Origin of the sequence: Pseudomonas palleroniana, assembly GCF_003031675.1 — a bacterium.
GTDB lineage: Bacteria > Pseudomonadota > Gammaproteobacteria > Pseudomonadales > Pseudomonadaceae > Aquipseudomonas > Aquipseudomonas palleroniana.
On record NZ_PYWX01000010.1, the window covers coordinates 63,933 to 76,234 of the forward strand.

8 protein-coding genes are annotated in these 12,302 nt (G+C 60.1%); 2 read left to right on the plus strand and 6 right to left on the minus strand.

All coding sequences use genetic code 11. The features are described from left to right. Positions 1–130: 130 nt before the first annotated feature. The 5 genes from topA to C9383_RS02760 form a co-directional block, all read right to left on the minus strand. On the minus strand, positions 131–2,752 hold the full coding sequence (gene topA / locus C9383_RS02740; protein ID WP_060753144.1) for a type I DNA topoisomerase: 2,622 nt from the start codon (positions 2,750–2,752) through the stop codon (positions 131–133). A 114-nt stretch (positions 2,753–2,866) separates the two neighbouring features. Then, positions 2,867–3,103, minus strand: coding sequence for a DUF1653 domain-containing protein (locus C9383_RS02745; RefSeq protein WP_021490990.1), 237 nt, complete (start codon positions 3,101–3,103; stop codon positions 2,867–2,869). 98 nt (positions 3,104–3,201) lie between these two features. Next, entirely contained in the window at positions 3,202–4,377 is a 1,176-nt protein-coding gene (fadA, locus tag C9383_RS02750; protein ID WP_016975260.1) for an acetyl-CoA C-acyltransferase FadA, read from the minus strand. 29 nt (positions 4,378–4,406) lie between these two features. Continuing rightward, a complete protein-coding gene (gene fadB, locus C9383_RS02755; protein ID WP_060753143.1) occupies positions 4,407–6,554 on the minus strand; it encodes a fatty acid oxidation complex subunit alpha FadB in 2,148 nt (715 codons plus the stop codon). 484 nt (positions 6,555–7,038) lie between these two features. After that, positions 7,039–7,476, minus strand: coding sequence for a hypothetical protein (locus C9383_RS02760; RefSeq protein ID WP_090366162.1), 438 nt, complete (start codon positions 7,474–7,476; stop codon positions 7,039–7,041). Positions 7,477–7,581: 105 nt separating this feature from the next. Between C9383_RS02760 and C9383_RS02765 the strand changes: the two genes are divergently transcribed. Next, entirely contained in the window at positions 7,582–8,025 is a 444-nt protein-coding gene (locus C9383_RS02765; protein WP_090366163.1) for a universal stress protein, read from the plus strand. A 181-nt stretch (positions 8,026–8,206) separates the two neighbouring features. Here the strand turns inward: C9383_RS02765 and C9383_RS02770 are convergent, their stop codons facing one another. After that, positions 8,207–10,126 (minus strand): ATP-binding cassette domain-containing protein, encoded by a 1,920-nt coding sequence (locus C9383_RS02770; RefSeq protein ID WP_090366165.1) that lies wholly within the window; start codon positions 10,124–10,126, stop codon positions 8,207–8,209. Positions 10,127–10,339: 213 nt separating this feature from the next. On the opposite strand from C9383_RS02770, the gene C9383_RS02775 reads away from it, so the two are divergent. Beyond that, positions 10,340–12,268, plus strand: a complete 1,929-nt coding sequence (locus tag C9383_RS02775) for a transglycosylase SLT domain-containing protein (RefSeq protein ID WP_090366166.1) — start codon at positions 10,340–10,342, stop codon at positions 12,266–12,268. Positions 12,269–12,302: the final 34 nt, after the last annotated feature.

A 12,302-nucleotide genomic window follows, 5' to 3' on the forward strand; every position in this document is an offset into this window, starting at 1 on the left:
GGCTTGCTCGCAAAAACCTGAGGACGCCATTATGTACCTGGCTTCCCGCGTTATCGTTAACGATTTTCGCGAGCTCAACACAAAAAAGGCCGCCCATGCAGGCGGCCTTTGTCTTTCACGGATCAGTGGATCAAGCGCCCTGACGCTTGTCCTCCACCTTCCACTTGCCGCCGTCGTAGAACGCTTTCCAGCCGGTAGGCTTGCCGTCCACCTCGGTCTGCACGTACTGCTCCTTGGTCTTGCGGCTGTAGCGGATCACGGCCGGGCGACCGTCCGGATCTTTCTTCGGCGCTTCACACAGGAAGTGGTACTTCGGATCGATTTCATCCTTGTGCGGCACGATCTCCAGCACCAGCGGCGCACGGGTCTCGCGGTTTTTCGGGAACTGGCTGGCCGCCAGGAACAGGCCCGAAGCCCCGTCACGCAGGATGTAGGTGTCGTTGACCTTCTCGCACTTGAGCTCAGGCATCTTCACCGGGTCCATCTTCGGCGGCGCCGCATCGCCGCTCTTCAGCAGCTTGCGGGTGTTTTTGCAGGTCGGGTTGGTGCAACCGAAGAACTTGCCGAAACGGCCAGTCTTGAGCTGCATCTCACTGCCGCACTTATCGCATTCCAGGCTCGGGCCTTCGTAGCCCTTGATGCGGTAGGTACCTTCTTCGATCTCGTAGCCATTGCAATCGGGGTTGTTACCGCAGATGTGCAGCTTGTGCTTCTCATCCAGCAGGTAAGCGTCCATCGCCGTGCTGCAGATCGGGCAGCGGTGCTTGCCACGCAGGACCAGCGACTCGGATTCGCCCTCATCATCGGCGGCAATTTCATCGCCCGGCACCAGGTTGACCGTCGCCTTGCAGCGTTCTTTTGGCGGCAGGCTGTAGCCCGAGCAACCGAGGAATACGCCGGTAGAGGCCGTACGAATCTGCATCGGCCGCCCGCAGGTCTGGCACGGGATGTCGGTCATCACCGGCTGGTTGGCACGCATGCCGCTCTCAGGGCTTTCGGCCACTTCGAGTTTTTTCTTGAAGTCGCCGTAGAACTCGTCGAGGACGTTTTTCCAGTCGCGCTCGCCCTGGGCCACGTCATCGAGGTTCTCCTCCATGCCGGCAGTGAAGCCGTAGTCCATCAGGTTGGAGAAGCTCTCGGACAACCGTTCGGTGACGATGTCGCCCATTTTTTCCGAATAGAAGCGACGGTTATGCAGCGCCACATAGCCGCGGTCCTGGATGGTGGAGATGATCGCGGCGTAGGTCGAAGGACGACCGATACCCCGTTTTTCCATCTCTTTTACCAGGCTGGCTTCCGAATAACGCGCCGGCGGCTTGGTGAAGTGCTGGGACGGGTCGAGCTTGATCAACTTCAGGCTGTCGCCCTGGGCCATGTCCGGCAGCACATCGTCGTCGCCAGGCTTGGCAATCTGCGGCATGACACGGGTGTAGCCGTCGAACTTGAGGATACGGCCCTTGGCACGCAGCTCGAAGTCGGAAGCCGCCACGGTGACCGTGGTGGACAGGTATTGCGCCGGCAGCATCTGGCAGGCCAGGAACTGGCGCCAGATCAGCTCATAGAGGCGCTCAGCATCGCGCTCCATGCCGCTCAGCTTGGCGGGCGTGGTATTGGCGTCGGACGGACGAATCGCTTCGTGAGCCTCCTGGGCGCCTTCCTTGCTGCTGTAGACGTTCGGCTTCTCCGGCAGGTACTTGTTGCCGAACTCGCTTTCAATATAGGTACGCGCCATTGCCACCGCGTCCACCGACAGGTTGGTGGAGTCGGTACGCATATACGTGATGTAGCCGGCCTCATACAGACGCTGGGCCATCATCATGGTTTTCTTCACACCGAAGCCCAGGCGGTTGCTCGCGGCCTGCTGCAGGGTGGAGGTGATGAACGGAGCCGACGGCTTGCTGCTGGTCGGTTTGTCTTCACGCTTGACGATGCTGTAGCTGGAAGCCTTGAGCTTTTCCAGCGCGGCCATGGCCTGGGCTTCGTTCAGCGGCTTGAACGCCTCGCCTTTCTCACGGGCCACTTCAAAGCGCACACTCGCGCCTTTGGCGGTGCCCAGGTCGGCGTGGACTTCCCAGTACTCTTCGGGGTTGAACGCACGGATCTCGCGCTCACGCTCCACCACCAGTTTCACCGCGACCGATTGCACACGACCAGCGGACAGGCCACGGGCGATCTTCGCCCACAGCAGTGGCGAGACCATGTAACCCACCACGCGGTCAAGGAAACGCCGCGCCTGCTGCGCATTGACCCGGTCGATGTCCAGCTCGCCCGGCTGGGAGAAGGCTTCCTGGATGGCTTTCTTGGTGATTTCGTTGAACACCACACGCTTGTAGCGGCTGTCGTCACCGCCGATGGCTTCCCGCAGGTGCCAGGCAATGGCTTCCCCTTCGCGGTCCAAGTCCGTTGCGAGATAGATGGTGTCAGCATCCTTGGCGAGCCGGCGCAGCTCTTCGATGACCTTTTCCTTGCCCGGAAGGATTTCGTACTTGGCCTTCCAGCCATGATCCGGGTCCACACCCATGCGCGAGACCAGTTGCTTGCGCGCTTTCTCTTTAGGGGTGAGCACCGGACCTTCGCCCGCAGCCGCCTTGCCGCGCTTGGCGGCAGGCTCCTTGCTGGCGCTAGCCGAACCGCTGGTGGGCAGGTCTCGGATATGGCCGATACTCGACTTCACCACGTACTCGTTGCCCAAGTACTTGTTGATGGTCTTGGCCTTAGCCGGGGATTCCACAATGACCAGCGATTTGCCCATGGATCGGAAAATTCCTGAATTCGAGAAGTGAAAGGCAGTTGGCGCCTGTCGCGGCAACGCTATATATAGTGGCAACAAGGTGAGGTCAAGCGCAGCATTCTGCGCGGCCTGCCGTTATTGCCCTGAAAAAAGACTGGGTTCGGCCTGGACCAAAGCAAAGCGCGGGACCTGCTCGCCGTCAACCTCAACGGTCTCCAGGAACATGCTCAAGGGGCGCACCCAAAAGCCGTAATCGCCATACAGTGCTTGGTAGAACACCACTTCCTCTTCGGTCTCGGAGTGCCGTGCCACATTAAAAACGCGGTACTGCGGACCTTTATAATGCTGGTAGAGCCCTGGTTCGACTTTCATGCTCTGGCCCTCTTACAAAAATTTGTTAAAAAAAAAATACAAACCCGCCAAAAAACAAAAACCGGGGCACTGGGCCCCGGCTTGCGTCAACTCAACGCTTAGACGCGTTCGAAGACGGTGGAAATGCCTTGGCCGAGACCAATGCACATGGTTGCAACCCCAAGGTTACCGCCATTTTGCTTCATCACGTTAAGCAGAGTGCCGGAGATACGTGCACCGGAGCAACCGAATGGGTGGCCCAGGGCAATTGCACCGCCGTGCAGGTTAACCTTCTCATTCATCTTGTCGAGCACTTTCAAATCTTTCAGCACCGGCAGGGCCTGTGCGGCGAAAGCTTCGTTGAGCTCGAAGAAGTCGATGTCGTTGATGGTCAGGCCCGCGCGCTTCAAGGCTTTTTGTGTGGCCGGTACTGGACCATAGCCCATGATTGCCGGGTCCACACCTGCCACCGCCATCGAACGGATCACCGCCAGCGGCTGGATACCCAGGTCCTGGGCACGTTGCGCCGACATCACGATCATGCACGAAGCACCGTCGGTAATCTGCGAAGAAGTACCCGCTGTCACGGTGCCGCCCTTTGGATTGAAGGCCGGCTTCAGGGCCGCCAGGCTTTCCAGGGTGGTATCCGGACGAATGGTTTCGTCGTAGTCGAACAGTTTCAGGAAACCGTTCTCGTCGTAGCCGTTCATCGGGATGATTTCATCCTTGAACTTGCCTTCCACGGTCGCCTTGTGGGCCAACTGGTGGGAACGCAGGCCGAACGCATCCTGGGCTTCACGGGTGATGCCGTGCATTTTGCCGAGCATTTCCGCAGTCAGGCCCATCATGCCCGAGGCTTTTGCCGCGTACAGCGACATGTGCGGGTTAGGATCGACACCGTGCATCATGCTGACGTGGCCCATGTGCTCCACGCCACCGACCACGAACACATCACCGTTGCCGGTCATGATCGCCTGGGCGGCAGTGTGCAGCGCGCTCATCGACGAACCGCACAGGCGGCTGACGGTCTGGCCGGCAGCCGTGTGCGGGATCTGGGTCATCAGCGACGCCATGCGTGCGATGTTCCAGCCCTGCTCCAGGGTCTGGTTGACGCAGCCCCAGATCACGTCCTCGACTTCGTTCGGGTCGACCTTGACGTTGCGTTCCAGCAGCTTGCTGATCAGGTGCGCCGACATGTCCTCGGCGCGGGTGTTGCGGTGCATGCCGCCCTTGGAGCGGCCCATCGGAGTACGACCGAAGTCGACGATCACGACGTCTCTTGGATTCAAGCTCATAAATATTCTCGCTCTAGTCGTCTGGGCACTTAACCGAAGAAGCGCTGGCCGTTCTTGGCCATTTCACGCAGCTTCGCGGTCGGGTGGTACAGCGGGCCCAGATCAGCGTATTGATCAGCCAGGGCAACGAACTCGGCCACACCGATCGAGTCGATGTAACGCAGCGCACCACCACGGAATGGAGGGAAACCAATACCGTACACCAGGCCCATATCGGCTTCGGCGGCGGTTTCAACGATGCCATCTTCCAGGCAACGCACGGTTTCCAGGCACAGGGCGATCATCATCCAGTTGATGATGTCCTCGTCCGACACCTCACGCTGTTCGTAGATGACCGGAGCCAGCACTTCGTGCACCGACGGGTCGGCCACTTTCTTCTGCTTGCCCTTCTTGTCGGCCTCGTAGGCATAGAAGCCCTTGCCGTTCTTCTGACCCAGGCGCTTGGCCTCGTACAGCGCGTCGATCGCCGAGCGGCGGTCGTCCTTCATGCGGTCCGGGAAGCCCTCAGCCATCACATCGCGACCATGGTGGCCGGTGTCGATGCCGACCACGTCCATCAGGTACGCCGGGCCCATCGGCCAGCCGAATTTTTCCATGACCTTGTCGATGCGCACGAAGTCCACGCCGGCGCTGACCAACTTGGCGAAACCACCGAAGTACGGGAACAGCACGCGGTTGACCAGGAAGCCCGGGCAGTCGTTGACCACGATCGGGTTCTTGCCCATTTTCTTGGCGTAGGCAACGGTGGTGGCAATGGCCAGCTCGCTGGACTTCTCGCCACGGATCACTTCCACCAGCGGCATCATGTGCACCGGGTTGAAGAAGTGCATGCCGACAAAGTTTTCCGGACGCTTGAGGGCCTTGGCCAGCAGCGAGATGGAAATGGTCGACGTGTTCGAGGCCAGGATAGTGTCGTCCTTGACCTGGGCTTCCACTTCAGCCAGCACGGCTTGCTTGACCTTCGGGTTCTCGACAACGGCTTCGACTACCAGGTCGACGTGGCCGAAATCACCGTAGGACAGCGTAGGACGAATGCCGTTAAGCACTTCAGCCATCTTCGCAGCGGTCATACGGCCTTTGTCCACACGGCCTACCAGCAGTTTGGCGGCTTCCGCCAGGCCTTGCTCGATACCGTGCTCGTTGATGTCCTTCATCAGGATCGGCGTGCCTTTGGACGCCGACTGATAGGCGATACCGCCGCCCATGATACCGGCGCCGAGTACGGCGGCCTGTTTCACGTCCTTGGCGATCTCGTCGTAGGCCTTGGCCTTTTTCTTCAGTTCCTGGTCGTTCAGGAACAAGCCGATCAGGCTCTGGGCCGCCGAGGTTTTCGCCAGTTTGACGAAGCCCGCCGCTTCCACTTCCAGGGCTTTGTCGCGACCGAAATTCGCGGCTTTCTGGATCGTCTTGATCGCTTCAACCGGCGCAGGGTAGTTCGGGCCGGCCTGGCCAGCCACGAAGCCTTTGGCGGTTTCGAACGACATCATCTGTTCGATGGCGTTGAGCTTGAGTTTTTCCAGCTTCGGCTGACGCTTGGCCTTGTAGTCAAATTCGCCACTGATGGCGCCCTTGATCAGGTTCAGCGCGGCTTCGGCCAGCTTGCCCGGCGCAACCACGGCGTCGACGGCACCGACTTTCAGCGCGTCTTCAGCTTTGTTTTCCTTGCCCGCGGCGATCCACTCGATGGCGTTGTCGGCACCGATCAGGCGCGGCAGACGCACGGTGCCGCCAAAGCCCGGATAGATGCCCAGTTTGACTTCAGGCAGGCCGATCTTGGCGGTGGCCGACATGACGCGGAAGTCTGCGGCCAGGCACATTTCCAGGCCGCCGCCCAACGCGATGCCATTGATCGCGGCAACGGTAGGCACGTTGAGGTCTTCGAAATCGCTGAAAATCTTGTTGGCTTCGAGGTTGCCAGCCACCAGCTCGGCATCGGGCAGCTTGAAGTTGTCGACGAATTCGGTGATGTCAGCGCCGACGATGAACACGTCCTTGCCGCTGGAAACGATCACGCCCTTGACCGAAGCATCTGCTTTGATGGCGTCTACGGCCTGACGCAGTTCGTTCAGGGTTAGACGGTTGAACTTGTTGACGGACTCACCCTTGAGGTCGAATTTCAGTTCGACGATGCCACTTTCAAGAGCCTTAACCGTGATGGCTTTACCTTCGTAAATCATCAACTGATCTCCACGATATGGAAGCTGAACAGTACACATTGAACGCTGGCCTCTGGTTGGGCATTGATAGTTGCGTCAATGCTCACGCCAATCCGCCAGGCACACCCGCCAATGCGATAGTCGGGGTTCTGTATGAGCGGTCTGACAGACAAACGCTCAATTCATACGCCCGTTTGATTTGGGTACGTCACCTTCATTCAATTCCGAGCAATTGTCAATCGCTCCGAAAGGCTAGTAAAAACGCGACTTTCCAGTCATTTCAGAACCTTTAGCCTAGGTGCGCCTCGCATCAATATTCAAACATTCACGAAATCAATAAGAGAAAAGTTCTGGGAAAAGGCTGTACAGAACGGGATATGCCGCTAGGCTAGCGACAACCTTAATGCGCTGGAGAGAACATCCGTCGCGAGAGATACACAAAATTACCGGCCTGCCTGGCCAACTCCAGCCCGATGAACATGTCGGGCTTTTTATTGCCTATTTTTCAGGCCAACGCCTTGAGCAGCGCATCAATGTCCTTCAGGACAGCGGCTTCACCCTTCTCCCCCCAATACAGGGCGATCATTTGCCTGTCGGCCTCGACTTTGTAGACATTGGCGGGCAGCGTCGCAAAATGCGGCAACAACTTTTCATCGACGCAGGGTTCACGCCATTGGTTGACCCACATTCCGGGCTCCAGTTGCCAGTAACTCCAGATGGCCGGCGTGCTGCCGCGTCGTGGCCGACAGTACTGTGCACAGGGGCTCGGCGGCTCCAGCTTGAGCCAGTGCGGCCACTCCTGGGGCGCCAATTGCATGGTCAGGCCAATGCGGCGTGCCTCCATGCGCAGGGCCATGCGCCCACTCTGATGGCGCGACGGACGCAGCCATGCCAGAGGGCTCAGAACCACCACAAGGATTGACACCACTATCCAGACCGTCATATGTGTACTCCCGAATTTCCAGTTGAGCGGATTTGATCTGACGCAACCCGATCCGCTTGAAAGCAGCCATACTGAATATATTGCAGTCCCCTGGAGGAACGCCCCATGTCATACGAACATATTCTGGTCGCCGTCGACCTGACCGAAGAGTGCGATCCAGTGATCAAGCGCGCCCGTGCCTTTGCGGTCGCAAGCGGCGCGAAGCTGTCGCTGGTACACATCGTCGAGCCCATGGCCATGGCCTTCGGCGGCGACGTGCCCATGGATCTCTCCCAGTTGCAGCAACAACAATTCGACCAGGCCAAAGAACGCCTCGACCGGCTCATCCTCAAATATCCCGAAGTGACCAAGGAACACTCCCACCTCACTTACGGCCAGCCACGTCAGGAGATTCACCACCTGGCCAAGGAACAGCACTGCGACCTGATCGTGGTCGGCAGCCATGGCCGCCATGGCCTGGCGTTGCTGCTGGGCTCTACCGCCAATGACGTGCTGCACGGCGCGCCGTGTGATGTGCTGGCCGTCAAACTGGTGAAAAACCCTTCTTAAATCAATGAGGGTCAAATGTGGGAAGGGGCTTGCCCCCGATGGCGGAGTGTCAGTCACCAGATGTATCGACTGACAGACTGCTATCGCGGGCAAGCCCCCTCCCACATTTAAACTGCATTCTCATATGAAAAACCCGGTGCTCATCAGATGATCACCGGGTTTTTCAATGCACTGGAATCACTCAGGCATCCAGCTCAGCCCAACGCTCCATCAGCACTTCCAGTTCCTGGTTCAATGTCTCCAGGGACGCGATGACCTTGGCGGTTTCAGCCGCAGGGCGCAGGTAGAAACCCGCGTCAGCCATTTCCGCTTCCACCGCGGCAATCTGCTGTTCCTTGGCGTCGATGTCACCCGGCAAGGCTTCCAGCTCGCGCTGCAGCTTGTAGCTGAGTTTCTTCTTGCCAACCGGTGCCGCCGGCTCAGCGGGTGCCGCAGCGGCAGCCGGGGCGACGACCGCCGAGTTCAGGTCGGCCTTGCCGGACTTGCTCTCGGTCACACCCAGCAGGCGCGGCGAGCCGCCCTGACGCAGCCAGTCCTGGTAACCACCCACATATTCACGCACCTTGCCTTCACCTTCGAAGACCAGGGTACTGGTGACCACGTTGTCGAGGAATGCCCGGTCGTGGCTGACCATCAGCACCGTGCCGTTGAAGGTCAGCAAGACCTCTTCGAGCAACTCGAGGGTTTCCACATCGAGGTCGTTGGTCGGTTCGTCGAGCACCAGCAGGTTGGCCGGCTTGCTGAACAGCTTGGCCAGCAGCAGGCGCGCACGTTCCCCGCCGGACAGGGCTTTGACCGGCGTGCGTGCACGCTGCGGGCTGAACAGGAAGTCGCCCAGGTAGCTGAGCACATGGCGGCTCTGGCCGTCGATATCGATAAAGTCGCGACCTTCGGCAACGTTGTCGATCACGGTTTTTTCCAGGTCCAACTGATGGCGCAACTGGTCGAAGTAGGCCACGTCGATCTTGGTGCCCTCCTCCACCTTGCCGCTGGTGGGTTGCAGGCCGCTGAGCATCAGCTTGAGCAACGTGGTCTTGCCGGTGCCGTTGGCGCCCAGCAGGCCGATACGATCGCCGCGCTGCAAGACCATGGAGAAGTCCTTGATCAGGAACGGGCCGTCCGGGTGATGGAAGCTGACGTTCTCCAGCACCATCACTTGCTTGCCCGACTTTTCGGCGGTATCCAGCTGGATATTGGCCTTGCCGGTGCGCTCGCGACGTTCGCTGCGTTCCACGCGCAGAGCTTTCAGGGCGCGTACGCGGCCTTCGTTACGGGTGCGGCGCGCCTTGATGCCTTGGCGGATCCAGACTTCTTCCTGGGCCAGCTTCTTGTCGAACAGCGCATTGGCGGTTTCTTCAGCGGCCAGGGCGGCTTCCTTGTGCACCAGGAAGCTGGCGTAGTCGCCGTTCCAGTCGATCAGGCCACCACGGTCCAGTTCGAGGATGCGCGTTGCCAGGCTCTGCAGGAAAGCACGGTCGTGCGTGATGAACAGCACAGCCCCCTGGAAGTCCTTGATGGCTTCTTCCAGCCAGGCGATCGCGCCGATATCCAGGTGGTTGGTCGGTTCGTCGAGCAGCAACAGGTCCGGCTCGGATACCAATGCCTGGGCCAGCAGCACACGGCGACGCCAGCCGCCGGACAACTCGGCCAGGGTCTTGTCAGCAGGCAATTGCAGGCGGCTCAGGGTGCTATCCACCAACTGTTGCAGGCGCCAGCCATCGCGGGCTTCGAGGTCTTGCTGGACGTGCATCAGCTTGTCCAGATCGGCATCGGTCACGCAGTTCTGCGCCAGGTGATGATACTCGGCGAGCAATGCGCCAACGCCGTCCAGGCCCTCGGCAACCACGTCGAACACTGTCCGTCCGTCGGCTACCGGCAATTCCTGCGGCAGCTCGCCAATCTTGAGGCCAGGCGCGCGCCACACGGCGCCGTCATCGGGTTTCTGATCGCCTTTTACCAGCTTCATCATGCTGGACTTGCCGGTGCCATTGCGGCCGATGATGCACACCCGCTCACCACGGGCGATCTGCCAGGACACCTTGTCCAACAACGGCATAGCGCCGAAAGCAAGGGACACATCGCTGAATTTGAGCAGGGTCATGAGCTTCTCCAAAAACTGGGCGCGCATTCTACCTGAGTTGCGGGTGGGATGCGGCCGGCATTTTCGCTATGAACAGGTTCTACAGGACATTTGCGTCTAACTTGGACCAAGCGGGCCGCAAAGCTTTCACCGGCTGCGGGCAAAAGGCTAAGCTAGGGGCAGTCAGTGTCGGCGGTGCCGGCGCTATTCGTGATTTCTCTGCACGGACGTCTCATGCGCAGCCGCCTTTTCAACTTTTTATCTTGTCTGCTTCTTTCCGCCACCGCCGTTCAATCCGCCCAGGCCGTGGATCTCACCACCCAACGTCAATATTACGATGAAGCCAAGCGCGCCCTGGCCAAAGGCGACAGCGGCCCCTACATGCAATACAGCCAGGCCCTGGCCGACTACCCGCTTACGCCGTACCTGGCCTACGACGAGCTGACCGCGCGCCTGAAAACCGCGAGCAACGAGGAAATCGAACAATTCCTCGCCAAAAACGGCGACCTGCCCCAGGCCAACTGGATGAAGTTGCGCTGGTTGCGCTGGCTGGCCGACCGTGGCGACTGGCAGACCTTTGAAAAGTACTACGACCCCAAGCTCAACTTCGTCGAACTGGACTGCCTGCACGGTCAATATCAGCTCACCCACAACCTGAAAGCTGAAGGCTACAAGACCACCGAAAAGCTGTGGATGACCGGCAAGACCCAACCTACCGCCTGCGATGCCACCTTCGGTCAATGGGCGGCCGACGGCCAACTCACCGAGAAAAAGATCTGGGACCGCGCCAAACTCGCCGCCGAAGCGCGCAACTACGCACTGGCCAACAGCCTGGTGAAAACCTTGCCGACCCTCGGCGCCCAAGGCCGCTTGATGGTGGATGTCGCGCAAAAGCCTGACATGCTCGGCGACCCGTCGCGCTTCCTGCCGGCCACCGAGGCCATGTCCGATGCAGTTGGCCTGGGCCTGCGCCGCCTGGCGCGCCAGGACCCGGACAAGGCCATGGCCCTGCTCGACGGCTACGCCAGCAGCATGCACTTCTCCCGTGACGAAAAAGTGTCGATCGCCCGCGAAATCGGCCTGACCCTGGCGCGCCGCTACGACCCGCGCGCGCTGGACGTGATGACCCAGTACGATCCGGAGCTGCGTGACAATACCGTCTCCGAATGGCGCCTGCGCCTGTTGCTGCGCCTGGCTCGCTGGGAAGAAGCCTACCAGCTCACCCGCAAACTCCCGCAAGACCTGGCGACCACCAACCGCTGGCGCTACTGGCAGGCGCGCAGCCTGGAACTGGCCGAACCGAAAAACCCACAGGCGCTGGTGCTGTACAAAAACGTGGCCAAGGAACGAGACTTCTACGGGTTCCTCGCCGCCGATCGCTCCAAAGCGCCCTACCAGCTGACCAACAAGCCACTGGTCATGAGCCAGGCACTGATGAACAAAGTGCGCAACACCCCCGGCGTGCGGCGTGCCCTGGAGTTCTATGCGCGGGGCCAGGTGGTGGATGGCCGCCGCGAGTGGTACCACGTCAGCCGTCACTTCAACCGTGACGAGATGGTGGCCCAGGCCAAGCTGGCCTACGACATGAAGTGGTATTTCCCGGCAATCCGTACCATCAGCCAGGCGCAATACTGGGACGACCTGGATATCCGCTTCCCGATGGCGCACCGCGACACCCTGGTGCGCGAGGCCAAGGTGCGTGGTCTGCATTCAAGCTGGGTGTTCGCCATCACCCGCCAGGAAAGCGCCTTCATGGACGACGCCCGCTCCGGCGTCGGCGCCAGCGGCCTGATGCAACTGATGCCTGGTACCGCCAAGGAAACCGCACGCAAGTTCAGCATCCCGCTGGCCTCCCCGGCCCAGGTGCTCGACCCGGACAAAAACATCCAGCTCGGCGCCGCCTACCTGAGCCAGGTGCACAGCCAGTTCAGCGGCAACCGCGTCCTCGCCTCTGCCGCCTACAACGCCGGCCCCGGCCGTGTGCGCCAATGGCTGCGCGGGGCGGACCACCTGAGCTTCGATGTGTGGGTTGAAAGCATTCCTTTCGACGAAACCCGCCAGTATGTGCAGAACGTCCTGTCTTATTCGGTGATCTACGGGCAAAAGCTCAACTCCCCCCAACCGCTGGTGGATTGGCATGAGCGCTACTTCGATGACCAGTAACAACCTGTAGTGAGCGGGCTTGCCCCGCGCTGGG